Annotated in this window: 34 protein-coding genes and 1 pseudogene; 10 read left to right on the top strand and 25 right to left on the bottom strand. The window is 41.9% G+C overall.

Annotated features, from left to right (window positions below; genetic code table 11):
* Positions 1–111: 111 nt before the first annotated feature.
* Positions 112–1,017 (top strand): LysR substrate-binding domain-containing protein, encoded by a 906-nt coding sequence (locus ABTQ23_RS15830; RefSeq protein ID WP_408616715.1) that lies wholly within the window; start codon positions 112–114, stop codon positions 1,015–1,017.
* A gap of 127 nt (positions 1,018–1,144) precedes the next feature.
* Here ABTQ23_RS15830 and ulaA read toward each other — a convergent pair whose 3' ends face one another.
* The 3 genes from ulaA to ABTQ23_RS15815 are packed head-to-tail and all read right to left on the bottom strand — an operon-like array spanning position 1,145 to position 3,162.
* A complete protein-coding gene (gene ulaA / locus ABTQ23_RS15825; RefSeq protein ID WP_408616714.1) occupies positions 1,145–2,413 on the bottom strand; it encodes a PTS ascorbate transporter subunit IIC in 1,269 nt (422 codons plus the stop codon).
* A 12-nt stretch (positions 2,414–2,425) separates the two neighbouring features.
* On the bottom strand, positions 2,426–2,704 hold the full coding sequence (locus ABTQ23_RS15820; protein ID WP_408616713.1) for a PTS sugar transporter subunit IIB: 279 nt from the start codon (positions 2,702–2,704) through the stop codon (positions 2,426–2,428).
* Between the two features lie 14 nt (positions 2,705–2,718).
* Positions 2,719–3,162, bottom strand: coding sequence for a PTS sugar transporter subunit IIA (locus ABTQ23_RS15815; RefSeq protein ID WP_408616712.1), 444 nt, complete (start codon positions 3,160–3,162; stop codon positions 2,719–2,721).
* Positions 3,163–3,330: 168 nt separating this feature from the next.
* Here ABTQ23_RS15815 and ABTQ23_RS15810 point away from each other — a divergent pair, with 168 nt between their 5' ends.
* The gene (locus tag ABTQ23_RS15810) at positions 3,331–4,380 is read left to right on the top strand and encodes a LacI family DNA-binding transcriptional regulator (protein WP_408616711.1); all 1,050 of its coding nucleotides are present in this window, start codon (positions 3,331–3,333) and stop codon (positions 4,378–4,380) included.
* A 3-nt stretch (positions 4,381–4,383) separates the two neighbouring features.
* Here ABTQ23_RS15810 and ABTQ23_RS15805 read toward each other — a convergent pair whose 3' ends face one another.
* From ABTQ23_RS15805 to ABTQ23_RS15790, 4 genes are all read right to left on the bottom strand, one after another.
* Entirely contained in the window at positions 4,384–5,385 is a 1,002-nt protein-coding gene (locus ABTQ23_RS15805; RefSeq protein WP_408616710.1) for a Gfo/Idh/MocA family protein, read from the bottom strand.
* Positions 5,386–5,485: 100 nt separating this feature from the next.
* On the bottom strand, positions 5,486–6,364 hold the full coding sequence (locus tag ABTQ23_RS15800) for a DMT family transporter (RefSeq protein ID WP_408616709.1): 879 nt from the start codon (positions 6,362–6,364) through the stop codon (positions 5,486–5,488).
* Positions 6,365–6,584: 220 nt separating this feature from the next.
* Positions 6,585–7,061, bottom strand: a complete 477-nt coding sequence (locus ABTQ23_RS15795; protein ID WP_408616708.1) for a LabA-like NYN domain-containing protein — start codon at positions 7,059–7,061, stop codon at positions 6,585–6,587.
* A 297-nt stretch (positions 7,062–7,358) separates the two neighbouring features.
* Positions 7,359–7,898, bottom strand: a complete 540-nt coding sequence (locus ABTQ23_RS15790; RefSeq protein ID WP_408616707.1) for an MOSC domain-containing protein — start codon at positions 7,896–7,898, stop codon at positions 7,359–7,361.
* 614 nt (positions 7,899–8,512) lie between these two features.
* Here ABTQ23_RS15790 and ABTQ23_RS15785 point away from each other — a divergent pair.
* Positions 8,513–8,698: a hypothetical protein gene (locus tag ABTQ23_RS15785; protein ID WP_408616706.1), complete on the top strand. Its 186-nt coding sequence runs from the start codon at positions 8,513–8,515 to the stop codon at positions 8,696–8,698.
* On the opposite strand, the gene ABTQ23_RS15780 is transcribed toward ABTQ23_RS15785, so the two are convergent.
* Together ABTQ23_RS15780 and ABTQ23_RS15775 are read right to left on the bottom strand one after the other, a co-directional pair.
* The gene (locus ABTQ23_RS15780) at positions 8,672–8,761 is read right to left on the bottom strand and encodes a XapX domain-containing protein (protein WP_408616749.1); all 90 of its coding nucleotides are present in this window, start codon (positions 8,759–8,761) and stop codon (positions 8,672–8,674) included. The two genes, ABTQ23_RS15785 and ABTQ23_RS15780, sit on opposite strands and share 27 nt — an antisense overlap.
* Positions 8,762–8,802: 41 nt before the next feature.
* Positions 8,803–9,357, bottom strand: coding sequence for an NADPH-dependent FMN reductase (locus tag ABTQ23_RS15775; RefSeq protein ID WP_408616705.1), 555 nt, complete (start codon positions 9,355–9,357; stop codon positions 8,803–8,805).
* Between the two features lie 129 nt (positions 9,358–9,486).
* On the opposite strand from ABTQ23_RS15775, the gene ABTQ23_RS15770 reads away from it, so the two are divergent.
* The 5 genes from ABTQ23_RS15770 to ABTQ23_RS15750 all read left to right on the top strand — a co-directional run bounded on the left by ABTQ23_RS15770 (position 9,487) and on the right by ABTQ23_RS15750 (position 13,384).
* Positions 9,487–10,278, top strand: a complete 792-nt coding sequence (locus tag ABTQ23_RS15770; RefSeq protein WP_408616704.1) for a helix-turn-helix domain-containing protein — start codon at positions 9,487–9,489, stop codon at positions 10,276–10,278.
* Positions 10,279–10,439: 161 nt separating this feature from the next.
* The gene (locus ABTQ23_RS15765) at positions 10,440–11,033 is read left to right on the top strand and encodes a TetR/AcrR family transcriptional regulator (protein WP_408616703.1); all 594 of its coding nucleotides are present in this window, start codon (positions 10,440–10,442) and stop codon (positions 11,031–11,033) included.
* A 111-nt stretch (positions 11,034–11,144) separates the two neighbouring features.
* The gene (locus ABTQ23_RS15760; protein ID WP_408616702.1) at positions 11,145–12,044 is read left to right on the top strand and encodes an alpha/beta fold hydrolase; all 900 of its coding nucleotides are present in this window, start codon (positions 11,145–11,147) and stop codon (positions 12,042–12,044) included.
* Positions 12,041–12,478, top strand: a complete 438-nt coding sequence (locus tag ABTQ23_RS15755) for a DMT family transporter (RefSeq protein ID WP_408616701.1) — start codon at positions 12,041–12,043, stop codon at positions 12,476–12,478. Before ABTQ23_RS15760 ends, ABTQ23_RS15755 begins: the two co-directional genes overlap by 4 nt.
* A gap of 105 nt (positions 12,479–12,583) precedes the next feature.
* Complete coding sequence (locus tag ABTQ23_RS15750) at positions 12,584–13,384, top strand: alpha/beta hydrolase (protein ID WP_408616700.1); 801 nt, start codon at positions 12,584–12,586, stop codon at positions 13,382–13,384.
* A gap of 212 nt (positions 13,385–13,596) precedes the next feature.
* Here ABTQ23_RS15750 and ABTQ23_RS15745 read toward each other — a convergent pair whose 3' ends face one another.
* Together ABTQ23_RS15745 and ABTQ23_RS15740 are read right to left on the bottom strand one after the other, a co-directional pair.
* A complete protein-coding gene (locus ABTQ23_RS15745) occupies positions 13,597–14,331 on the bottom strand; it encodes a hypothetical protein (protein WP_408616699.1) in 735 nt (244 codons plus the stop codon).
* Between the two features lie 415 nt (positions 14,332–14,746).
* The gene (locus ABTQ23_RS15740) at positions 14,747–16,129 is read right to left on the bottom strand and encodes a protein adenylyltransferase SelO (RefSeq protein WP_408616698.1); all 1,383 of its coding nucleotides are present in this window, start codon (positions 16,127–16,129) and stop codon (positions 14,747–14,749) included.
* Between the two features lie 197 nt (positions 16,130–16,326).
* Between ABTQ23_RS15740 and ABTQ23_RS15735 the strand changes: the two genes are divergently transcribed.
* Complete coding sequence (locus ABTQ23_RS15735) at positions 16,327–16,740, top strand: GFA family protein (protein WP_408616697.1); 414 nt, start codon at positions 16,327–16,329, stop codon at positions 16,738–16,740.
* A gap of 251 nt (positions 16,741–16,991) precedes the next feature.
* Positions 16,992–17,156, top strand: a pseudogene (locus ABTQ23_RS15730) (type II toxin-antitoxin system RelE/ParE family toxin); the annotation flags it as partial.
* A 156-nt stretch (positions 17,157–17,312) separates the two neighbouring features.
* On the opposite strand, the gene ABTQ23_RS15725 reads toward ABTQ23_RS15730, so the two are convergent.
* The 14 genes from ABTQ23_RS15725 to ABTQ23_RS15660 all read right to left on the bottom strand — a co-directional run bounded on the left by ABTQ23_RS15725 (position 17,313) and on the right by ABTQ23_RS15660 (position 25,499).
* Positions 17,313–17,528: a DUF6434 domain-containing protein gene (locus tag ABTQ23_RS15725; protein ID WP_408616696.1), complete on the bottom strand. Its 216-nt coding sequence runs from the start codon at positions 17,526–17,528 to the stop codon at positions 17,313–17,315.
* A gap of 55 nt (positions 17,529–17,583) precedes the next feature.
* The gene (locus tag ABTQ23_RS15720) at positions 17,584–17,796 is read right to left on the bottom strand and encodes a DUF6500 family protein (RefSeq protein WP_408616748.1); all 213 of its coding nucleotides are present in this window, start codon (positions 17,794–17,796) and stop codon (positions 17,584–17,586) included.
* A gap of 57 nt (positions 17,797–17,853) precedes the next feature.
* Positions 17,854–18,183, bottom strand: coding sequence for a hypothetical protein (locus tag ABTQ23_RS15715; RefSeq protein ID WP_408616695.1), 330 nt, complete (start codon positions 18,181–18,183; stop codon positions 17,854–17,856).
* Between the two features lie 144 nt (positions 18,184–18,327).
* The gene (locus ABTQ23_RS15710) at positions 18,328–18,762 is read right to left on the bottom strand and encodes a GNAT family N-acetyltransferase (protein WP_408616694.1); all 435 of its coding nucleotides are present in this window, start codon (positions 18,760–18,762) and stop codon (positions 18,328–18,330) included.
* A 129-nt stretch (positions 18,763–18,891) separates the two neighbouring features.
* A complete protein-coding gene (locus ABTQ23_RS15705) occupies positions 18,892–19,353 on the bottom strand; it encodes an SMI1/KNR4 family protein (protein ID WP_408616693.1) in 462 nt (153 codons plus the stop codon).
* An 80-nt stretch (positions 19,354–19,433) separates the two neighbouring features.
* Complete coding sequence (locus tag ABTQ23_RS15700) at positions 19,434–19,790, bottom strand: hypothetical protein (protein ID WP_408616692.1); 357 nt, start codon at positions 19,788–19,790, stop codon at positions 19,434–19,436.
* A 62-nt stretch (positions 19,791–19,852) separates the two neighbouring features.
* Positions 19,853–20,320, bottom strand: coding sequence for a hypothetical protein (locus tag ABTQ23_RS15695; RefSeq protein WP_408616691.1), 468 nt, complete (start codon positions 20,318–20,320; stop codon positions 19,853–19,855).
* Between the two features lie 52 nt (positions 20,321–20,372).
* Positions 20,373–20,696, bottom strand: coding sequence for a hypothetical protein (locus ABTQ23_RS15690; protein WP_408616690.1), 324 nt, complete (start codon positions 20,694–20,696; stop codon positions 20,373–20,375).
* Positions 20,697–20,820: 124 nt separating this feature from the next.
* Positions 20,821–21,276 carry a hypothetical protein gene (locus ABTQ23_RS15685; RefSeq protein WP_408616689.1) on the bottom strand — a complete coding sequence of 152 codons (456 nt, stop codon included), beginning with the start codon at positions 21,274–21,276 and terminating at the stop codon, positions 20,821–20,823.
* A 164-nt stretch (positions 21,277–21,440) separates the two neighbouring features.
* Complete coding sequence (locus ABTQ23_RS15680; protein WP_408616688.1) at positions 21,441–21,725, bottom strand: hypothetical protein; 285 nt, start codon at positions 21,723–21,725, stop codon at positions 21,441–21,443.
* Positions 21,726–21,961: 236 nt separating this feature from the next.
* On the bottom strand, positions 21,962–23,131 hold the full coding sequence (argE, locus tag ABTQ23_RS15675) for an acetylornithine deacetylase (protein ID WP_408616687.1): 1,170 nt from the start codon (positions 23,129–23,131) through the stop codon (positions 21,962–21,964).
* Positions 23,124–23,798, bottom strand: a complete 675-nt coding sequence (locus ABTQ23_RS15670) for a DUF1028 domain-containing protein (RefSeq protein WP_408616686.1) — start codon at positions 23,796–23,798, stop codon at positions 23,124–23,126. Before ABTQ23_RS15670 ends, argE begins: the two co-directional genes overlap by 8 nt.
* 11 nt (positions 23,799–23,809) lie before the next feature.
* A complete protein-coding gene (locus ABTQ23_RS15665; RefSeq protein ID WP_408616685.1) occupies positions 23,810–24,226 on the bottom strand; it encodes a RidA family protein in 417 nt (138 codons plus the stop codon).
* A 13-nt stretch (positions 24,227–24,239) separates the two neighbouring features.
* Positions 24,240–25,499 carry a flavin-containing monooxygenase gene (locus tag ABTQ23_RS15660; RefSeq protein WP_408616684.1) on the bottom strand — a complete coding sequence of 420 codons (1,260 nt, stop codon included), beginning with the start codon at positions 25,497–25,499 and terminating at the stop codon, positions 24,240–24,242.
* Positions 25,500–25,536 lie beyond the last annotated feature (37 nt).

The raw sequence follows: 25,536 nt of genomic DNA, 5'->3' as shown, positions 1-25,536 counted from the left end.
CACCTTTAGACGATTAACGTAAGCGCTTCGTGAATTGGGAATCAATGTACGAATCAGAGTGATTGATGTAAAGTTAACAATATACAATTGTAAATTGACTTAAAATCAACAATGAAAGCCACTTTAGATGAAATGGAAACCTTTATCACGGTTGTCGATACAGGCTCGATACGCACCGCAGCAGAAACACTTTCCATTACCCCTTCAGCTGTGAGCAGAACGATTTCCCGTTTAGAAACAAAGCTTGAAACCACGCTATTAAATCGAACCACACGCAAGTTAGATGCCACCAGCGAAGGCATTACTTACCTAAATAAAGTGCGTCAGATCCTAGAAGATGTCGAGTCAGCAGAGTTGCAATTACAGCAGCAAAAACAAACCCCTGCGGGAATTCTCAGAATCAACGCCGCAACACCTTTTTTGCTCCATGTCATCACGCCATGTATTGCGAGCTATCAAGAACGTTATCCTGAAGTAGAAATCGAGCTCTCTTCAAATGAAGAAAATATTGACCTTGTCGGTAAGAAAGTAGATATAGCCTTTCGTATCGGTCAGCTCAAGAACTCAACGTTAAGAGCAACCTTTCTAGGCAACAGTCGAATCCGAGTGGTGGCAAGTCCGAGTTATCTTAAAAAAGCCGGAACTCCGAAAACGATTAAAGAGCTCTTAAGGCATAAATTACTGGGATTTAGTAAGCCTGAAGTATTAAAAGACTGGCCGCTACTAGATGAACATGACAAGCTTTTAAAAGTTAATAGCAATCTTCGAGCGGATAATGGTGAAACGATTAGAAGCTTGGCATTAAATGGCGCCGGGATTGCCTGCTTATCTGATTTTCTGACATACGAAGATCGCAAGGCCAGTCGTTTAATCGAACTGTTTAAAACATCATCCTTAGCCATGCAGCAGCCTATCCATGCTGTTTACTACAAAAATACCTCAACGTCTGCTCGCATCACGTCCTTCATCAATTTTATTAAGTCCCAACTTAAAACCAAAAACTCAGAGTTTTTATAACCAACAGGCTTATGTTTATGTCATCGGATTAATAAGTTATTAGGCCATTAAACCAATAGTTGGTTTACGAAGCCCAATAAAAAAGCCTGCCATTATTGGCAGGCTTAACTATTTGTCTTAAATAGGGTTAATGGAATACTTGCACAATATGGCCAAGCAAAATACCAACCACACCAAAGTCAGAATCGCTGAAGGTTGTATTCGAATAACCAAGGCTGCCAAGAACTGGTAATAAGAATACTGGCAAGAAGGTAATCAATAATCCTTCACAAAATGAGCCGATAATCGCTCCGCGACGTCCGCCCATTGCATTACCAAAAACCCCTGCAGTTGCGCCAATAAAGAAGTGCGGCACAACACCAGGAATGATAACGGTAATATGAGCAACATAGCAGATAAACATACCCACTAATCCAGCGATAAAACTGGTGATAAAACCGATGAGTACAGCGTTTGGTGCATAAGGGAATACGATTGGGCAATCCAATGCTGGTTTCGAATTAGGCACCAGTTTATCGGAGATCCCTTTAAATGCAGGAACGATCTCGGAGATCAACATGCGAACCCCTTGTAGAATGATATAAACCCCTGCTGCAAAGGTAATCGCTTGAATGAGCGCAAATACAATCCAGTATTGTCCGCCACTAACTCCGTTCACAAAATCTTTGCCTGCAAAAGCACAAGATACTAAAAAGATCACCGCCATCGTGCACGAAATAGCAACCGGGGTATCACGTAAAAACATCAGTGATTTTGGCACCTCAATATCTTCGGTCGATTTAGATTTGTTGCCAACTCGTTTAGCGATAAAACCTGATAGAACATATGAGAACGTTGAAAAATGCCCTAAGGCAATATCATCCGAACCGGTAATTTCCCGCATATAAGGCTGCGCCAAAGCTGGCATTAGCACCATAATAATGCCCAAAACGACAGCACCCAGAGCAATCAGAGCAACACCGCTCATACCGGCAGCAGTTAAAATTGCAGCAATCATCACCGCCATATATAAGATGTGATGTCCGGTCAGGAAAATATATTTCCAAGGAGTAAACCGCGCAATAACAATATTGACGATCATCCCAAAGAACATAATTAACGCCATTTCCTTACCGAAAGATTTCTGCGCAATGGCAACAATCGCTTCGTTAGTTGGAACAACGCCATGAATCCCAAAAGCAAATTGGAAGATTTTTGAAAAGTCCCCCAATGAAGCAATAACGATCCCAGCGCCAGCGCTAATGATCAAAAACCCCATGGTGGTTTTAATGGAACCCTTGATACATTCATCGACTGATTTTTTCTGCACTAATAGACCAATCAGTGCAATTAAACCAACTAATACTGCGGGAACTGACAGAATGTCATAAATAATAAAGTGAAAAAATGAACCCATAACCCTGCCCTCCTATGAATTAAGTTGGTCGATGGCAGCAAGGATTTTCTCCTTCATCGCCCCTTGATTCACCGCATTATCAAGCGAAACAACTAATCCGGAATCAGTTGAAAACTGGCTGGTAATATCTTTAGTTCCAATAAAGATATCAGAACGAGTTCCATGCACAGATGATAAATCAACGTGATCAATTTCATATTGAATGTTCTCAGCATCCAATATTTTTTTAATCATCATTTCCATCATCAAACTGCTACCTAATCCATTTCCACAAACAACTGTAATTTTCATGACGGTTCTCTCTTTCAGTATTTTTTTATAATTGAATAAACTTCATTCACGTCTTTGCATTTAATTAACTTACTTATATCTTCTTCGTTTAGAAAAAGTTCTGAGACACTAGCAATAATATCGATATGCGAATTTTTATCTGTCGCAGCTAATGTGACAATTAAATAAACGGGGTCATTATCTTCTGAGCCAAAACAAACACCATCTCTGACAATGGTCATTGCCAGCGATAATTGATTAACGCCATCTTCAGGGCGTGCATGTAATAATGCTATTTTTGGCCCAAGCACATAATAAGGTCCAATTTCGTGATGCATTTTAAAAATAGCTTGCTTGTAGGATTCATTAATACAGCCATCATCCAACAACGGCTGTAAAGATATGTTGACAGCGTCTTGCCAGTCAGTCACGGAATCAATTAAAACAATTCTTGATTTAGGTAAAATAGAGGTCAGCATAGGGTGCCCTTAATAACGTCTTTTTAACATTATTAGCGGCAATCGACACATTTATTGTGATTAAAATCACTTAAATGAAAAGGTTTATGTTATCTATAACATAGATTGGCTAGTTTATATCAGATATGTGATATACATATCATATTCACTCAAGAGATGAGATGACTTGTGGAAGATAAAAAAGTGAATCGCAAGAAAAGCGTCACTCTGGCAGATATTGCTAAAGTGGTAGGAGTGGGCAGTATGACCGTCTCAAGGGCCTTTCGCACGCCAGAAAAGGTCTCCGACGCACTGCGTGAGCAAATCGAGAAAGTCGCTTTAGAGTTGGGCTATCAAATTCCGATTCATAGTCAATCCGTCCGCCAAAGCGGCCTTATGTTGATTTATGCCTCGGATTATCTGGCCTATAGTGAATTATTCTTAACTCTTAAAAAATTACTCGCCGCAGCCGCAATTGATTTTATCATCGATACCTCCATTACCAATGCTAATGAAGAATATAATAAATTACAGACACTTGCCTTACTCAAACCAGAATTTGTAATTTTATCATCGGCTCCACATAACGGTGAAACTGTCACGCTGTTAAAAAACCTAAATATTCCAGTTATCGAAATACTCTCGCAAACCCCAGTTCCTATCGATATCAATATTGGGATTTCTCAGCAAAAAGCGATTTATGAGCTTACGTGTAAACACATAAACAAAGGGTACTCACAAATCTGTTTTATCTGTGAGAACCACGAAAATTGGAAAAGTAAGCAACAAATTATTGGCTGGCAGCGCGCCATGATTAACTATGGGTTGAACCCAGACAAAACCTTGAGTCTGACCGAAGATTTCTCCTACACCAAGGCGTCTTCATTATTGCCTGAGATCTTACTGCGCTGGCCAACGACTGAGCTGGTTTTATGCGGCAATATGAATATGGTCAATGCGTTAATTTGCGAATGCTTTCGCCGGAAAATCAAAATTCCAGAGGTACTTTCCATTGCCAGCATTGGTAGCCACGACCTTGCCCAAAGCTTGTTTCCAAGTATTAGTAGTGCTGATATTCCACTTCGAGAATTAGCCGAAACTATCTTTAAAGTGATAAAAAAATGCATTAATGGCATCGATATTGAGCAAAAAGTAATGATCAGCGAAACCGCTATTCACCTGCGTGAAAGCTCATGTTCGCCAACCAAAGAACGATTTAAACAAAATGACTGGATGTAGCGCCTAATTGGCCTGCAATAATGATTCAAACCCTATAGCGCTTAATGAATGCTCCATCAGCTCAATTACGCGGCCAGTTGTGCTTGAGGGCAACAGTTCTGAGTGGCATTTACCCGCTAAAATAAGCGATGAAATATGTTCAATTTCATATTCAAAACCACCGCCACGCTCAGTCGTTGTGATTTGATGGCTCTTGGCTTGATAAACAATATCAATCGTTTTGGGATTCCACCATTTTTCATGGATTATCGCTGAAAAATCAGGTCCTTTAATAATGGCTTGGCGCGGCATGTCAGTGCTGATAGATGCGCCAAGCAATCCCCGAATAGAACCGGAAAAATTGTATTCAACCGTCTCATCGACTCGCGCATCAGCATTACATTGAGTATGAGTGACAATAGGATTAGGAACCGCTTCTGCCACCAGAGCGCACAAATCAGCATATAACCATAAAGGATAAACGCCTACATCCAGCGTTGCTCCGCCACACAAATGTGGATCAAATATCCGGCTTTGAACATCTAATGGATTGGCATTACCAAAGCTGGCTTCGATGGAGTCAATCTTAATATGATTACGCTTTATAAACTCTTTAAATTGTCGATAAGCCGGGAATGTCACCGATTTCATCGCTTCGGCTAATATTCGCTTTTTACTGCTTGCCAAAGCGCACATTTCGTCCCAATCGGCAACAGTGGTAAACGCAGGCTTCTCAACTAAAACATGCTTACCATGGTTTAAAAACAGCTCAGCCATCGCCCGATGCTGGGGATGAATACTGGCGATATAGACCGCATCGACATCTGGGTCTTGCGCAAGTTGCTGGTATGAGCCGTAATATTTGGGACTTTGGTAGGTTTGTGCAAATTGCTTCGCTCGTGATAACTGGCGAGCAGCCACTGCCTCCAATCGAGCATTAGGAACGTGTTTGAGTAAATCTTTGACAAAACGCTGAGCAATATTACCAAGACCTGCGATAGCCCAGCGAACGTGTGTCTTAGGCATTTATCTCTCCAAAGCTATCGTTGAGCTCATCCAATCGAGCTTTTGTTAAAAAGTCTTGCCTCAATACTAAGAGATACAATCACCCTTATTGATACAAGCACTAACGATGCCGACCAATTAAGTTAAGGATCGCCCCACCAATAATTAAAATGCCACCGATGACCGTCCACAGAGTTGGAATATTGCCGAACATTGCCCAACCTAAAAATATTGCGAACACAATCTGAATATAGGAGTAAGCAGATGCTTTACTGGCTGACTCACTTTGCATGGCTTTGGTCATTCCGACCTGCCCCATCTGCGTGAAAATGCCCACCAACACCATCAGAACAATTACTTTAAACGACGGCCAAACAAACGTGTGAAGCATCAATACGCCTGATATTGGCAGAGCAATTAACGGAAAATAAAAAATAATAACAGAGCTATCTTCAACATTGCTTAAGCGCTTAACGATGACATAAGCAACTGAGCTTCCCAATGCGCCTATCAATGCAATAATGATACTGAATAACGGAACATGACCATCGATGGATGACGATAAACTTGGGCTAACCATCACCACCAGCCCAACCAAGCATAAAATAATACAAACAATCGTTGAGAAATAAAGCCGCTCACGCAGGACAAAAAAGCTGATACAGGCAATGAAGACTGGATTAATATATTGCAGGATGGTCGCCTCGGCCAACGACAGCGTCGAGACCGCATAATAACCACATAACAGTGCAATCGTGCCGATAAAACCGCGGGCTAATAACCACCCTTTGCTCGTTCCCCACACGGAAATTCCCTTTCGTTTAACATCTGCATAACTGATAACTAGCGAGACAATCGCTCGGCCAGCAACAATCTCAAATACCGGGATGCCATAGCTGTAAACCAGTTTGACAAATGCCGACATCAGAGAAAAACCTAACGCAGAAAAGAGAATAAACCGCACACTGCGAGGAATACGGTAAAACGCAGACCAAAACATAAACGACTTAAAAATCAGGTGACTGAGCACAATAGATAGCAGAGCCTACCACTGCGCCGTTAAGCCGCCAATCAAATAATCAGCCATTATTTCGATTTAAAAATATCAACCAAAAATCCGCGGCATTGCCCTATTAAATGGTAAATTTATTCACTAAAAAGGGATATTCACTGCCTTATTTCTGCCCGCATAAAACCAATAAAAGCAAGTGATTGGCTGATTAATTAAGCAACAGCTCTTTATCGATTGGGATATATCTATCAGCAGCATGACAAAGCGCCGCTGCCGTTAGATGAGCAACACCATAAACCTCAACTTGCTTGTTTCTTTTATGGCGTAAATGCTCCGCTAATATTGCAAAATCACCATCGCCAGAAACCAATACGACGACATCAGCTTGCGCGCAATATTCAAGCGCATCAATAGTGATCCCGACATCCCAATCACCTTTTGCCGAGCCATCAGAGCGCTGAATAAAAGGTTTGAGTTTTACATCAAAACCAATGGCTCGCAAAATATTCTGAAACTCTTGCTGTTTTTTATCACCGCGGTCCACTGCATATGCAATCGCTTTTACAACGTGGCGCTCATGTGTGACCTGCGCCCAGAACTTGTTGTAATTAAAGTTCTTAGCAAACGTTTGGCGCGTCGTGTAATAGACATTTTGAACATCAACCAATATTAAAATATTTTGCATAACTACTCTGCTAATCCCTTTATATTAAACGCCGCTATTGAGTGACACCCGATAGATAAGAGAGTCATAAATTTTTAAGCCGAGCCGAAAGCACAACACAACTTAAGCTAGCCTAAAACCAAATTTTTACAACACTCGCTCTGAATCAATATTACCTTGAGTGACAGCCGCTTTATACATCAAAGATGTGATGAGTTCTCTATGGCGAATCAATTAGAGCAGGCAAGACTGAGTGCTGTAATCCTAGCCATAAAATTCAGACAATAATAAAACCCAATGATTTCATTACTTATTTATTCACACCACATGAAGTGATTCAAACGGTTGTTCTGGCAAAAAGATAGCAATTTCATCGCCACTGTTTACCACCCCACCCACGAGTACAATTGCCATAACACCCGCTTTTCGACTCAATCGTCCTGACTCATCACGACTTAATACCGCGTCAAGTAAGCCATTTTGAAAGTTTTCAATTTGCGGACAAGGATTGCGCAGACCAGTTATTGCAATTTGAGCCCCACTTGGAAAGGTTAAAATCGTCCCTTTCGGTAGAGATAATAACTCAACTCCTTGCGTGGTAATATTTTCACCAAGAGCGCCTGGTTCAACAGTAAAACCACTCTTGTTGAGCTCATCGAATAACTCCTGATGAATCAAATGCACCTGCCGAAGATTAGGCTGTGTCGGGTCAGCTTTGACTCTTGAGCGATGTTGAACTGTTTTGCCTTGATGCGCATCGCCTTCAACACCTTCACCTCGAATCAGCATAATTGAAGATAAAACTGTTTTTGAAAATGAATGACTGTGACTTTTACTAACTGAGACAACTTTGGCCATACGCCTTCCTTTTGCTATCTAAGTAATAACAGTATGCAGGTAGATACCGTAACCCATTACATTAAATGACAAAACGAACCTTAATGGGTTGCTTAAAAAGATGCAATTACCTCGAGACTACTTGAGCAAATCAATTGTGCCCCTAAATGAGTTAGCCTCGTGATTTTTGGCTAACTCTAGCTTCTAAAGACTGACCAAATTTTTGTAATACTACAAAATGACTACCGCCTTATTAATGATTGCTAGTTATCGCAGTGGTGGATGGGTATCTCCAAGGGCATCCACTTAACGAGATTGTGAGTCACGATAGAGTCAACAAAAAATATGTATATATGAACAATATTATTTATCTGAGCGAGTAAATAGAGGATTTTTTGCTTTTATGTGCACACTTTGTTTCCCGTGGTATGAATAAAACCCAATAAATCAGAATGTTATGAAATTGCCTTGCGAAGATGTTGTGCACGCACACTTTATTTCGAGATGTATTTCAGTAGCATCATGTATCTATCTGATATAATAAAGATTATAGAAATTTAGGGTAAAAGTGTGCAGGCAGTTTTTGAGCGCGCACAATATAAAAATGTTAAGCCTACAAGGTGAGTATTTAGATTATGGATATCGAACAAGAAATTAAAACTTTTCTTTACGATTCGATGAAAGAAAATGACCAAAAGCACAGAGATATACAAGTAATACTATTTTTCTTTGGTTTTATGGAAGAGAGTTGGCCAACTTTAGATGCAACAGCAATAAGGTTCGAAATTGGTGAGTCAGATAAATACACCGAAAGCGCCTAAAATACCGGCTAGATTCTGTGGGGCTGGGATTGGCAATTTTAAAAAAGCAAACCCACCTCCCATGATGATCCCTACTAAAAGAGCCCAAAGATTCTCCATTCTTATCACTCCTTCTTATTGCTAATCACAGTCAGAAATTCATTTAGCTGAGTCGCCATAAATTGCTGTGCCTTTTCATCTTGTAACTTGCCATTCACGATTTTATTGGCAATAGATGCAATAGTGATTTCAGGAAGCGGAACTAACTCGCAAAGCATGGATGATAAAGTCTCGCGTAATTGATATTGAGCTCTGACGCCACCGAGTGCCCCTGTCGATTGAGAGATAAACAACACCGGTTTATGTTTCATTGCGCTTGCTCTGACAGGACGAGAAAGCCAGTCTAGTGCATTTTTTAGAACACCAGGAATACCATGGTTATATTCTGAGGTGACAATAATCACTGCATCACAATCTTCAATGAGCGCGCGCGCCTGATGAATCAATTCAGGCAAAGCATCTTGTTCTAGATCTTGGCTGTAATGAGGATATGCGCCGATGGGTAGCTGTGAACATGTCGCTCTATCACTAATCAACTCAATGACACTACTCATTACCGCTTGAGAGTTGGACTGTTTACGGATACCGCTACTAATACAAACGATCTTGATGGACTTCATTTTATTTCCTTTATCTTACTAAATACGGTTAAATGAATAAGTTGTATTTTAAGTAAAATTGATGTTTATTCTTTATTGAATCAGCCAACCTTATTCTCTAAACAGCCAATTAACCGTAGCTAGGCCATCATGTCAGACATATACGTGCCCATAGAAAAGTCCTATTTAACGCACGAATCAGGAACAGAAGTTGATTTTCACACTCATCAGCGTGGCCAGTTGACCATTGCAAAACGCGGTTCAGTGAGAATTCAAACACAACAGGGATGGTGGCTTGCCATCCCCGGAACTGCTATATGGGTCCCAGCGGGAATTCGGCACAGAGCGGCTTATACAGAAACCTCTGAATTGTTAAATCTGCGTTTTGAAGCTAGTCAATTAAAAATACCAGAACAGGTGTCATTACTGGTGGTCTCTGCTCTTTTGATGGCTTTGGCCGAACAAGCTCAGCAATTAGCATCTTCACAGACTGAACAGCTGGATTTGATTCGACAATTGCTCGGATTTCAGTTGCAGGACGCTTATTCATCCTCAAGTTTTTTTATCGCTGATGGAAAAGACAAGCGGCTTCGCGCCATAACCAAAATGCTCAAAGAGAATCCGGGTTGTTCGATGACGTTGGGACAGTTGGCATCATTTGCCAATTCCAGCCAGCGAACGATTGCCCGCCTTTTTGAGAAAGAAACTCAGATGAGTTTTACTCTTTGGCGCGAAAGACTGAGGATCATGACAGCGATTGAGCGACTTATTATTGGAGAGCCCATCACGAAAGTTGCATTCGATATGGGGTTTCAAAGTTCAAGCAGTTTCTCTACTGCGTTTCGTAAAATGATAGGGGTTCCTCCCAGTCAATATATTCGCCAATTACAAACACGCTCAATCGCAGACAATAATGATGAAACAAAACTTCATTTACTATGAATGCTAGTCTTTTAACGATATGAAATCTATATAAAAACCAGATTCCACCATTTTTTGAACTATGAGTTTCGATTTCTATATGCTAAAAAATTTTAAGAATTACTTGAATAGGAAACAAATATTTCCTATTATAATTTAAACACAAATCGGGAACATTGTTGATGACTGCATCACCAGGAAGGCCAAGAACGTTTGATACTGATGTTGCATTGTCGGACGCGATCAAAGTTTTTAGTGCCAAAGGTTATAATGGGACATCCATCAAAGACTTGAGTGAGTCACTCAATTTGACAGCTGGGAGCATTTATAAAGCGTTTAAAGATAAACGAACGCTGTTTCTAAAAACTCTTGATTACTATAAAAATCAGCGAGATACACTAAGTCAAAATCGAATTGCTCAAGCAGACTTAGGTAAAGATAAGATACGCAAACTACTCGAAGGTTATGCTCAAGATAGTTTGGGTGAGTCGGGGCAAATCGGCTGCATGGTGGTTGCCACAGCTATAGAATTAGCTAGTGAAGATAGTGAAATAAAACAAAAAATTAATAGGCTGTTTCACTCAGGCATCAAAACGATTCGTGAACTTATCATGCTGGGTCAACAAGATGGGTCAATTCCAGTGACGATAGACCCAGATAAAATGGCTCAAACACTCCATAGTATTACCCAAGGAATGCGGGTAATTGGCAAGGCTAACGTAGACAAAAGTCATCTCGAAAACATTGTTTCAACTTCGATGAGCCTGCTTGATTAAGTAGAGAATGTCCTCTAAATAACCTGAAATTTTCAATTGGCTATCCAATTTATTGCGTAGCCATAATTTTTAACCAATTAGGAAATAAATATTTCCATAATAGGATGTGATATGCAAAATATTAAATTTAATGAGCAACAGTTTTGGCAGCAATTTTCTCATGGGGTGGTAAGAACACAAATGGGGCGAATGCACTATGTCTCAGGAGGACATGGCTCAACAGTATTGCTATTACCCGGATGGCCTCAGAGTTGGTATGCCTGGCGCTATCTGATGCCCATACTCGCCAACTCAGGTAAACGAGTAGTAGCACTCGATCTTCCAGGCATGGGCGACTCTGATCATCCAGATGGTGGATATGATTCAACCAGTATTGCTTTAACATTACGTTCAGTTATTAAGAGTATCGCCACACAAGAAAAAGACGGTATTGAAATCATCGCACATGATGTAGGCGCGTGGATGGGTTATGCACTTGCTTCAGATCACCCAGATTGTGTCAAAAAACTAGTGTTAATGGATGCTGCAATACCTGGACTCAGCACACTTCCTAGTGGTGAGCTAACCGATGAGCAAGTCATGCGGACTTGGCATTTTGCTTTCAACAGACTCAACGATCTACCAGAAATTTTGATAAAAGGCCGTGAAGAACCATTCCTACAATGGTTGTTTTCAACCAAAGCTGAATATGGTTGGATGATTGATGAGAAGGCGCTGGCCGAATATGTTCGAGTAAACCGACTTCCAGGAGCACTCCGTAGTGCATTAAGTTACTACAGACATGCATTCTCCAAGCAGGACATAGAAATAAACAAACTGCGGGCAAAGAATCCACTGTTAATGCCGGTATTAACCATCGGTGCACAATATGGCGTATCTGATTTACTCTACAATACACTATCTGCTCTATGCACTGATATTCGAGGGGAAGTTATTCAAGGCGTCGGGCATTATTTGCCAGAGGAAAGCCCCCTGCAACTTGGCACTGTGTTAAACGAGTTCCTATCATGAAAGTAATCAGTATAGTTCTCGCTCTTTTCGCTGGGATCATGTTGCCAGTCCAATCGTTAATGAATGCGCAGTTAGCGAAAGGACTCCATTCAAGTTTATGGGCAACAGCCTTTTCTGGTGGCATCCTCACCATTATTCTTTCTCTTGCTGCATACTTCACGGCCGGAGGTCTGCCGATGATAAGAGCAACGATAGGATTGCCTTGGTGGGTATGGTTGGGTGGAATATGTGGATGTGTTGTATTATCGGTAACGGCGATCGTAGTGCCTCAACTGGGAGCGGCGAGAATGATAGCTCTCGTTATGGTTGGGCAAGTACTAAGTTCTTTGGTGATTGATCGATTTGGTTTATTCGGTGCTAATGTTGTTGATATTGAACCTACTCGAGTCATCGCGTTCGTTTTTCTTATGATTGGCGCAAGTTTATTAGCGTAAGCTATATACATTCAGAATGAGTCTCGTTAGTAATCTGTTGATCGAACTTAATAGATCACTAGGCAGTGTTAGCGGTTCACCCGATTAGATTAGGTAAGTTATATTATGTCAGTATTCCCAGAAGTAACCATTCCCAACACAGAAGTTCATATACTTCGCTCTTCTAATATGGAACAAGAGTATAAGCTGTTTGTCTCTTTACCGCCGGGCTATCATGATTCAAATGATAGTTATCCAGTTCTTTATGTAACGGATGCCAATTGGGTTTTTAGCATTTTTGCGAGTCCGGTATTTAGATGGCTTCCAATTGCACCAATGATCTTGGTTGGGATTGGCTATCCTACTGACGATGATGATGATATTTCACGCCTTCGTAGCCGAGACTTTCTGCCAACACATGACGAAAAACGCGAGAAATTAATCAAAGAGCAGTCCCAAATGATCATCGAACCTGGCAAAGGTCGTCATTTCTTAACCTTTATTCGTGATGAACTATTTAGCTTTATAAACACCCAATATCGCACCAAACCTGATAACCGGACACTCTTTGGATTCTCATGGGGCGGGACTTTTGGCTTATATACGCTTTTTAACCAACCCGATACGTTCCAGCGCTACATCGTCGGAGCCCCAGATTTAAGCTGGGATAATCAGGTGTGTTTTTCTTATGAAAGCAACTATGCCGACAATCATGCTGATTTACCAGTCAAGCTTTATCTTGCCGTAGGGAGCTTGGATGAAGATCTAATTGAATATAATTGTTCATTGCTTGTTAAATTTCATGCACAAATGCAAAGTCGAAATTATCAGGGATTGGATATGAAATTTGATCTTTTCGAAGGTGAGACTCATATATCCGCTATCGCACCAACCGCTTCCAGAGGGCTGAGAGCTGTATTCGATTAAGTGATTGGTAAAGATGACTACAGCAGATTTAGACAAAGCAAACATTTTGCCGTGAAGTTATTGGCCTCAAAGAACCTTTAACGCGGGATAATCTGCCTCAGATACTGCCCTTTGGATTCATTTAAACGCATCTTGAACTTTGTAGCCCCCCTGCTTAAAGCAGACTGCGCCTCGTTCAAAATGCGTTTAATTAAAACAAAATTCAATCGCCCCTAGTTGTCACTAAACGTTTTGTAAGCTTGCTGCGCCAGAGATTCAAGATGCGCATCAAGCTTTGAGACCATTCTTATGATGCGCGGAATTTTTGTCACAACATGAATAATCAGAAAACAGACGGCAACAGCAATACCGATGACGGCCGGATGCAAATGATGGACTGACATCCAGATGGAATTAAGTAACGAGCTTTCATTGTGGGGGGACATGATATGAGAAAGTCCAAAGTCCATAATATTGAGTAAAAAGACAGTAGCATTGATGATGGCTGATTTTGGTATTTGGGAAATTAACAAGGCTATGGCGATAGCAAGCAAGATGCATTTGCCGGTAATCTGATAAAATCTGAGATTGCGATTAAGCTGGTCTGCCTTATTAATAAACCAATGGCGTTTAGCATTATGATTAACCAGAATAGAATAATAACCGCTATCTTTGCCTTTTAGCCCAGCACTGATTAGCGTGATTACCTGCCCCTGACGCAGTGGAATATCACGACCGGAAAGTTGTACCGATTTTTCTACGCCATTAGCACGTCTAATCCAGAACTCCTGATTGGTAACGACCGATGAGCTGATTGTCGGAGCACTGATATGGCCACCATGTTGGTTAATATAACCACCACCACCACTGGATGAAATATGAGTTTCTGAATACTTATTTTGTCCGATGACTTCCCCAGTTACACTCCAAAATTCAAGTTCTCTATTTTTATACCTAAAGTTTTCCACCAATGACTCCTTCCTAGAGCAAATAATGTATTAAACGGACGACCGTTGTTCCATGTCTTAAAGTATTATTTTTACGTTATGAATCTCACAACTAATTTAGGGCTGGAAAATAACTTAATATCAATTAGCTAGCAAGTGAATTTTAGGATAGGAAGATGTACTCGGTATCAGGATGGATAAATGAAAAACGCCACTTTAGCGGCGTTTCCCATAGAATTTTCATAAGAAACTCTGTAGTGACTAGGAGCTGTTGACCTTTTGTAATTAACTTTTCGCTAATCTAAGGCAGATTTAAACTAATCATACGTTTTGCCATGCAGTCATTAGCCACATAGAACATTGTATTGGCTTTATTACCAACAAAAGATTTTGTCGTGCATATTTAATGCTAATTAAATGTCGATATCATCGCTATTTAAGTACCACAAAAGGTTTGATATTGATGATCAAACTCAGCATCTGGATTCCCCCACGAAGTGCCAGAACAAACGTTACCTTTTAAGTAATTAAGATAGTTATCAATTTTTAGCTGAATATCTTGCGGCTCATTTTCGGCAGCGGTAATGAGCATTTCAACTTCGTGGTTTCGCGGGATGGCTTTAGGGTTAGTGCGACTCATCAGCAGTAAAGCCTGCTGGTGATTAATTGCGCGCTGCCATCGCTGTGCCCAGTCGAGTAATTCACTTGGCAATTGCGGTTTTTCGCCACTAAGTGAATGATAGAGCTGATTAAAAATCTCTGTATAATCCCAAGCATGAGTCTGTAATAGCTCAAAAAATTCAGAAACTAAGGGGTTTTCACTGTGTTCGAACCCCAATTTATTGGCACACATCTTGGCATATTCTTGCTCAAACGCATTTGGAAAATGTTCCAGTTCTTGCGTTAATAAAGTAATGGCTTCTTGTTCATTTTCACAAATAAGCGGAATAAGGGTTTCGGCAAATCGAGCCAAGTTCCACTGCATAATCCGTTTTTGGTTACCAAAGCTATAGCGGCCTTGTTGGTCGATTGAGCTATAAACCTGCTCTAGCTTGTATTCACCCAACATAGCGCATGGCCCAAAGTCGAATGTTTCCCCGCTTAAAGCAACGTTATCGGTATTCATAACGCCATGAATAAAACCAACCCGATACCAGTGAACTAAGGTATTAATCTGAGTGCGTTGAACAATTTGATAAAGCGCTAAGTAAGGATTGTCAGCATCAAGTGCCTCTGGGCAAAGTTGGTCTATAGCAAAATCAGCCAGTTCTTTGATAACTCCCAGTGATGAAGCGTATTGAAAACTGCCTATGCGCAGATGACTGCGACCGATACGACTGACGACAGCACCGGCTTCAGCTTGATGTCGATGCACCGCCTCCCCGGTTGTGGTCACAGCGAGTGTACGCATACTTGGGACTCCAAGAATATGCATCGCTTCACTCATGATATATTCACGCACGGCTGGGCCAAGAGCGCAACGACCATCACCACCACGGGAATATTTTGTTAACCCTGAGCCTTTCAGCTGCCAGTCATACCCGTTAATTTGTCCAAGCATATGAGCGCGGCCATCGCCCAGCTGCGGATTATAAGACCCAAACTGGTGGCCAGAATAACCAAGCGCGAGACTTAATTGCGCTGATATCAGCTGATTTCCACAGAAATATTCTGCCGCATCTTGTCCCAACAATTGGGGTGGTAAATCCAGTTCGGCTGCCAACTCCTGATTAAATAGCAAAAGGCTAGGATCTTCGACTTTGCTAGGTTTAATGACCTGATATAAAGAATCAGGTAAGGCCAAATACCGTTGCATCATAGGATTTACTCAAATTAATTAGACGACAGTGCGAGTATGCTAAGAGAATCAGTTCTCATTTTCCCTTTACATTGATTCATTCTATGGACTGATCAAGGTAATATCAAATCAGCAACTTTATAGTAACCAACAGGATTAGGGCCTATTGAGCTTTGAGCGCTCTATTTACCACGATTTAATCTCACTTAGGGTTGGATATGAGTCACACCGAAAAAATGTATAAAGGGAGTTGTCTTTGTGGGAAGATTTCATTTGAAGTGCATGGATTCGAACAACATATTGCGCATTGCCACTGTAGTATGTGCAGAAAATTCCATGGCAGTGCTTATGGAACACTAGCAAAAGTTCGTGGGTTAACTTGGCTCTCGGGCAAAGAGCTACTCACAGAATATGTTGCGCCAAATGGCACCACTCGAACATTTTGCTCACATTGTGGTTCCAGTATTGGCTTTCGCTCCAAAGGCTGCTCGTTATCAGAAATTGAGTTAGCTTTAGCCTTATTTGATGAGGATATCCCGATTCAAATTGATGCGCACATTTTCACCGCTTATAAATCGAACTGGGATGAGATAACCGATGAGCTACCTCAGTACAAAGAAGGCCGCAACTAACCGATTAAAAGATCATCCCAGCAAGACGGCCCAAGCAAAGTTATTTAACACATCGTCTTGGTCTAAACGCCATCCATTGTGTGTTTTAAAACCTGGAGGTGTTACGAATACCAGCCATCAGCCAAAACTTCAGCCTGCACGATGACAAAGTGAATCGCTTCGTCTGCTTTATCGGGTGAATATTTCCAGGACACCGGACAAGGTTGTGCATCCGAGCGCGAACACTTAAACGCAACGATAATACACTTGATATTGAAGTCCAAGTTGAAAACCTAAATGAACAACCGTTAATGGGAATTCAAGGTCGATTACTCATTATTCCTGAAGTATCAATGATCGTTTCGTTTTTTGTCGATGGTTCTAATATTCGAATGATGCGAGTTCTTCATCAAAAGCAAAAATTCCCAATTGAGTAGCTGAAGTTGATTAAGCCACTAACGCCCTGTTAAGTAGTGAGGCTCGATATACAAATGCCTCTGCACTACTGCGTAAACACAAAAGCCACTGCGAACCAAAACTGCCACGCGTGCCGAATCGGCTTGATCAGTTTGTTATACAAAATTTCGCACGACTTACTTTGAATCTTGACGCCGAATCCACTCTTGAGAAGCGTCACCCATTGTTAAACCCACCGAACTTTTCATCCATTGCATGAAATCTCGGTCGAATTTAAATTGCTCACCAAATTTGGCTTTAAAATAACGACGAACGTTTTGAGTTGTCTTGTAACTATCTGTAATAACTGTATCGTCATCGATATCATTTTTATGCCAATCAACCTTTTCCATGGTCTGATTTCTCCATTTTGTATAACGCTGAGCTAAGTGGTTGCCAACGCCTAGATTACTCGATTGATTGACTATCTGACTTAACCAATTCAATAATTTTTTTAGCTTTTTCAAAATGATCTAAGCGATGTGTTTGAATCCACCAAGTTGCGGCCTCCATTAACAACTCCGGATCATCATTCTTATTAGCAAAAAAGGCGTAAAATGAAACACTGGTTATAAGAACAGTACAATGAGAGAGCCATAACACCGCGTTAATGCGTGCCAAACTTGAACGAAGCGAAACTGCCACGCGTGCCGAATCTGCTTGAACAGTTTGTATAAATCACTTATTCAGTTTCTCCTGAGCCGCTGACTCACCACCTTGTTGAAGGTATGACTCCCACAAAAAGCACGCTCCAGAAACAAATGTATTACCGGCTCCACTTAATGTACCAAATAGATAACCTTCATACTTTTCTAGCTTGATTGATAGCTCACAACCAGAACATCCAGATACCGACCATAACGATTCTTGATTCCCTGATGCCGCGAAATTATCTTCAAACAAGTCAAAGTCACCCGGTTGATACGATGCTTCAATTATGCAGCAAAGTTTTGATAAAACGCTTTCCCAATCAGGTAAGCATATCGTGTAATTCTGATAGTTATCCATTTACTACTCTAATTTATAACGCCGCATTAAGTGATGAACAACACGACTACCCAAACTTAAACTCGCCACATTTAGCACTGCAGCGGGCCTAGGCTGAAATATCCAAGCTTTGAGAATCCGTGTTAAATGCTTTGTATGGGAAATTTAGACGCGCCTGATCATCTTGATATGAGGGACACCAGTGCTCTTAGCCACATAAGATTGACCTGAAGCCTGAAAACCCAATTTTTCATACATTGATACGGCATGTAGCCTAGCATTTAAGTATATTTCTTCAGCACCCTTTGCGAGTGCTTCATGCGTCAGTTTTGTTAAAACTCTAGTGCCTAAGCCCTGACCTTGCATGTTTGGGCGGACGACCATCTGAGAAATCTTAAATCGTCGTGGGCTTTCTTCGCTTAATCTGCCATATGCGCACAATGAGTCATTATCTACTACTGCAACATGAATACTGCTACATTCAAGTCCATCAAACATTATTTCCCTAGGAAGACCAGGAGTTCGAAAGAACAAGTCGTACCGTAAATCCAATGCCTCTTGATATAGATCATCCGTACGTTCTAAGTGAATAAGTTCCATTTTATCTCCTTGCCCATAACGTTAAGCTCAGTGGCTGCCAACACCTAGATTACTCAACAATTACACCTTAACCACAAAACCAACTAAAACCCAAAATGCCACGCGTTAACAGCCCACTTGAGCGACTAGTTAGGCCAGTGCCGCACACAACACTTCCTGCTCGAATTCCTTCAGGTTTTTGTAAACCACCTCGCGCCGTTCACTATCGTGCCAATAACTGAGTATTTTTCCCTTATCCGCACCTTCCGTTTCGTACATCAGATAGTCACCGGCTCCGTTGTACAAGATAGGCACCCACGTTTTTGAAAATGGTTCTGAAATATCCTCCATTGGATCGTTCAAAAATTCCCAAGAAGATACAACCTCATCGATTGGCAAAAATGTCCGGTTATCTTTTTGATTTAAGGAATAGCTGCCAAGTTGACCATTGTGCCATTTATATAGCAAAACGATTTCTTCCGGCACTTGGTTACTGGAAAAGCATACTTTCAACAGAGTTAACTCATCATCAGTGGCGCCAGGTTGAAGCGATTCATAGGCCTTATAGAAATTATTCTGCAACGCCTGATCGATCTTTTCTAACGTATCCATAATCGTTCTTCTTTTTGGCCTAACGCCAAGCTAAGCGGCGCAGCTTTGCTGCCTTCTTGCTTGAGCGCCTTGTTAAGCGCTTAGTCTCCGATAGCAAGTTGAAATGGTGCATCACCTGAAAATTCGACACCCACTACAGCCTCTGCTTCAGACTCTGTGTCAAAGTAGATACTCCACTCACTATCAGAATTTATAAACGCGTTTGGATTATTAAAAGTTTGAGCTTCAAGCTTATATTCTTCTCGAACACTCTCGATATATTGCAACGCAATTTCAATTTTGCCAGCCCAACCTTTACATACACCCTGAGCTAGTGCGACCTGTTTGTCCGATACGTTTTCAGTTTCGATACTTAGTATCGCGCCACCCATTGAGTCGGGATTACCCTCCCAGTAGCCACCTTTATCTTGGAACTTACCGACTTGATCTATTTCCATGATTTCTCTGATTCGTATTGATGCGATTTGTTAGGTGTTTTATGCTGATGACTTATTTTAACTTAGCATTGCAACAATTTCCCTTCTGGATAATAACCTGTCCATCCACATGGCAAAAATCCATTCTGATAAGATTCCAACACCAAATAATAAAATTTAGGGACGCCAAAAGATTCATATGTTTTTTCTTGCAAATAAGACAAGATATCCCATTGAATTGATGGAAAGATCGTTAAAGGCAAATCATGTTCTCTTAGTTTATCTTTAAGTGTCGGAAATACATTAGATTCTAGATATGCCTGAAGTTCACTAGTAATATCATTCCATTCGTTATATTCAGCTCGATGATTACATGATAAGTATTCAGAAATATCACCGCTTCGATCTAGTTGAAAATTTTCCCACTCATCGGAGTCGATCATTTTAACTGCATCAAGAACACCTGCATCCGAAGAAATATTATTCATATTAGAAAACCATGGGATATTTTCCAAAAACGATATATCTGATTCTATTAATCTTTTTACCATCTAATTCTCAATTTATTACGATTTACTGTACAGGCACAATTGCTGCGATTAGTTACTGTTGATCACTATTGTCTATTATAAATGTACAACCTCGTTCTAACCTATCCCCTAAATCTGGGGCAAAGGCAAGAAGATTGACAGCATCATATCCCAGATTTTCTGCTTGTTGCCTTGCTGACTGCATATTGAAAACATCGTCACCACCCAGCAAATATAGCGCTGTAATTGAAATCAGTTCCTCTTTCTCAAGAGAATCCAATTCATCGAAGATAGCGACATTTTCAGAACATTCTATCGTAAAATTAATGCCATTACGTTCTAATCTTATTTTTGATTGCTCAATAAGATATTCAACAATTGATAAATTAAGACTCATATTGTTACCACGAAACTAATAAGCAGCTAACGCTAAGCAAACAGCACACACGCTGATGTCTCAGCAAATAATTAACTTTAAACCACAAATGACCAAGCGTTATGTGTCTGATTGCTTCGCCTTGTTATATTTTTGATGTGATGCCACTTATTTTTTCTATTGCCTCTGTTCCCTGATGCCAAAACTCGGAATAACTAGCACCACCGTCTAAGTAAATCTGCATATTTTGTGTAGTTTTTACAGATAAAGTTAACTTATCGATTTCAGCATGGTACTTGTCCGTATTAGGTTCAACACGTAATCGATGAAGAAAATCCAGGACTTCAGATAAAAGCCAACGAGCATCGTCTAAGTTGGGCTGTCTAAGTTCGCGCTCTGCCAACCACCTTGCTTTAATTGCGTCAAACTCTCTTAAATATTGATTATCACGTTGGCTCTTTCTACCGTAAGTCCATGAGCCCAAAACGCCGCCGAGGCAAAGTACCGTCGAGATAAGCGGTTCGAAATCTCGCTCAAAATACAACCAAACTGCTGATAGTATGAAAGCAACAATCGATATAAATAAAGCAGCTTTGTTCATGACTCCCTCAACAAAATATAACGCTGAGCTAAGTGGCTGCCAGCGCCTAGATTAATCAAAGCACTGCACCTTAACCACAAAACTCATTGAAACTAAAAATGCCATGCGTTGGCAGTCCGCTTGAGCGACTTGTTATGTGTCTTCCGCGTTCTAAAATTACTTTATTACTTATATTTTTGCCAGATAACATCCGATTCTTGATATTGTATAGGAAGTTTTTCTTTTGCTTCAGTAATCGAATTGTAATCACAGTCTTGCTCTGTATCCCACTCAAAATCGCAACTAAATCTATAAACTTTTTCACTGTCAGGATACTTGCATATTGCCAGTCCAAAAATTTCAGCAGCGATTTCTCCCGATTCATATCGAACAACGCCAAATGGGGTGTTACCTGACCACGCCCACTCAAGGACTTTTGCACCATCTATTTCTTTTGGTGGTCTCTTCATAGATAATCTTCCTGGCACATAACATTTGTATATTGCGCACGCTCAAAAACCACCTGCGCATTTTTATCCAAACAATTAATAATCCTTTATATCAATTAATTGTCAACGATTTGCACGCATCCGGTGGCAGGTAGCATATGCCGTCATCATCTACACAACTCGTCAATAAAAAAGCATTAAAAAAGGAAAACCCATTGGATTTTCCTTTTAGATAAACCGCCAATTTGAGCAAAACTTTAATCTATACTCATCCACTGGCAAAGATTATTAAGCATCGCCATAGAGCGATTAAGCTGAGTGACGCTCACAAATTCATCCGCTTTATGACCTTGTTCCATGCTGCCGGGTCCGCAAACTAAAGTGGCGATTCCCGCTTCATCGAATAATCCACCTTCAGTGCCAAAAGCCACGGTACCGAACTCTGCGTTATCACTCCACTGGCTCAGCCAATTGGCAAACTCTGATTGCGGATCGGTGAGTAGCGGCGGATACGCTGATAACTGCTCGAACTCAACGCGCGCTGATTCATGAACCTGCTGCATGAGAGGCTGCAAACTGTGGTGAGCATACTGCTGAAGAGCTGAAAAAGTTTTACTGGCATCAGTTTTGGGCAGATAGCGCATCTCCATATCAAACTGGCAATATTGCGGGACAATATTTAATGCACTCCCGCCCTGAATCACCCCTGTTTGCAGTGTGCTGTATGGCGGATCGAAGCGTTCATCACATTGCGTTTTAAGTGGTTCGGCAAGTTCAGTGATTTTACCAATGAGCTTAGCGGCATATTCAATGGCATTCACACCATTTGGCGCATACGCAGAATGACAAGCATGGCCATGGACTTTACAGCGCATTCCCACTTTGCCTTTATGGCCATATACCGGTTGCATACTGGTTGGCTCACCAATAATGCACATGGCAGGCTTTTCAACAGAGGCTTTTAAATGCGCGACTAAGCTGCGAACCCCAAGGCATCCAACCTCTTCATCATAAGAAAACGCCAGATGCAGCGGCATCCGTAGATTGGCCCCGACAAATGACGGAAGAGCCGTCAACACACAGGCCAGAAAGCCTTTCATATCGGCGCTGCCGCGACCATAACATTTGCCATCACGCTCGGTGAGTTGAAATGGCTCTACCGACCAATTTTGGCCATCAACAGGGACAACATCGGTATGCCCTGAGAGCATCACCCCACCATTACCTGCGGGGCCAAGCCGTGCGTATAAATTTGCCTTGGTGCGCTCTTGGTTGTAAACGCGAGTTACGCCAATACCCAATTTTTCAAGATAATCGGCAATTGAATCAATCAATGCCAGATTCGATTCGCGGCTGGTGGTATCAAATGCTAATAATTGACTGAGATGCGCTCTAAGCTCGGGGCTAAGTTCGTCACAATCACTCATCACCAGGTACTCCATAACTCGGAGCCTTACGAGGGTCAATAGCGCGCGTCACGTAATCCATCATCTGTGGCTGATAATCGAGCCACAGCTTTTCTAGCGCATCAATTGGCTCAACTTCAGCCCAATCCACTCGCAAATCGACCAGCGGCCAACTTTGGCTATCGACCACTTTCACCGCTGCAGAGTGAACCGGCCCTGCTTCACCGCCCTTGGCAAGCCCTGCTTTAAGTGCATCAATCAAACGCGCAGTGAGCTCACCGGTTGAGTTTACAAATGCATTTGCCATGGCATCAATGACTTGCTGGTTAGCCAGCATGTTTCCAGCGGCAATGCAGTTTTGGGCTTTAACACTATGGTGAATGCCTAGTGTTTTAGCGCCGCTAAAACAGGCGCTATCGCCATGGATATCCAAAACACTCACTTGGCGATAAGCATTAAATTCATCGCCCGAAACCGCTATATTCAGTGCCTGTTCTGCGCTTTTACCAGCACTTAGCTGATTTAAAATATCTTGGCCTAATGAAGGTAGCGTAATATTTTGGCTAGAAACTGCCCCGACTCCGGCGAGTAACCATGGGCAACGCGCACCGACTGCAATACTAGAGGAGCTAATCGCAATCCCCAATTGGCCAGTTTTAGGGCAAAGTCCGGCAATAGAAATAGTCATCAATACGCTCCTTATTTATCTTGCGGAATCACGGCAATGACATCGATTTCCATCAGCCACTCAGGTTGGGCTAACCCTGAAACCACCAGCCCTGTTGAAATGGGGAAGACACCTTTAAGCCAACGTCCAACTTCCTGATACACTGGCTCACGATAACGCGGGTCAGTAATATACGTGGTTGTTTTAACAATATGAGACATGTCGCTACCTGCCTCTTCTAATAACTGTTTAACGTTCTTCATGGCCTGCTCGGCCTGCGCCCGAGGATCGCCCAACCCCACTAAATTGCCCGCAAAATCTGTCCCAATCTGTCCGCGAACATACACGGTATTGCCCGCCACAACAGCCTGACAAAGATCATTATCAAGCGTTTGATTAGGATAAGTTTCTTTAGTATTAAACATACGAATACGAGTATGTGTCGGCATAATAACTCCTGTTTTAGTTTTGAGCGCGATAGTGTTGATATTGTCGTTGAATAACAATCTGGTCAGCGATGTATTTGGCATCATGCCACACGCCCCAGATAAAGGTTGAGCCGCGCCGAGACAACCAAGGCAAACCTAAGAAATAAACGCCAGCTTCGCTTGAAACACCGCGTTGATGATTCGGCATCTGGTTTTCATCAAGCGCATCCACTTGCAGCCAGCTGTAATCACAGGTGAACCCCGTCGCCCAGATAATCGTGTGAATATTGTTAAGCTTTAAATTGAGCTCAAGCGTCGGTTGAGTCATGCACTGGGGATCGGCTAAAAACTCGCGAGCCTCAGGCTCAAGCGGCAGATCTAACCCATTGCGAGCAATATACTCATCAGCTTTATCGAGCAGCGACAGATAGTTCTCATCACCAGCGCGAATATTGTCAGCCAAATCATTACGAAAATAGGCCGTTCCATCAGCAAATGCGTCAGTGCGCCCCACCAGATTGAGGCCTTGGGCAGCAAGTTTTCTAAAATCAATCGTCTGGCCGCCGTAGGCACCGCTCACCGCAATCGTGACATGCTCTTTGCCTGGCTCATTTGCTTGAGCTTCCCAAAGCCCCAACACACCTAACCACCAGACAAAATCACGGCCTCGGTAACTGCGTGGCGGGCGATCATGCAGCCCCACGGATAGATAAACATCTTTGCCAGAGCGCTGCAGCTCATCGGCTATCTGCACACCCGAAGACCCTGCTCCGACCACCAACACACCACCTTGCGGTAATTGCTCGGGGTTACGATAGCTTGCCGAATGAATCTGATACAGTTCAGGATCTTTAGGTGCAATCGCCGGAATCGTTGGGATCTGAAATGCCCCAGTTGCACAAACAATACGCTGCGCGTGAATTGCGCCCTCAGAGGTCTCAACACAAAATCCGCTACCCCCGGTATTTTTAATCACTTGTTTTACCTCAACACCGGTGCGAATCGGCAGGTTAAATTTCTCGGCATACGCCTTAAAATAATCTGCAACCTGCTCTTTAGGTACAAATTCATCGCCGCCACAGTTAGGAAATTCCATGCCAGGGAAGCGGTCATGCCAAGCTGGGCCATTGGCCACCAGCGAATCCCAGCGCATATCTCGCCACGCTTGGGCAATCTGATTTTTTTCCAACACCAGATGAGGAACATCTTGGCGGCTCAAATGTTCGCTCATTGCAACGCCAGCCTGCCCGCCTCCAACAATGAGGGTATCGATTTGTGTTATATTTTTGGTCATTATTCGCGCCTTTTGATACTGAATTGTTAATTTCTCA

Origin of the sequence: Celerinatantimonas sediminis (genome assembly GCF_046054195.1) — a bacterium.
Classification (GTDB): domain Bacteria; phylum Pseudomonadota; class Gammaproteobacteria; order Enterobacterales; family Celerinatantimonadaceae; genus Celerinatantimonas.
Note: the sequence above shows the minus strand (reverse complement) of the source record. Positions and strands in the feature narration are given on the sequence as shown.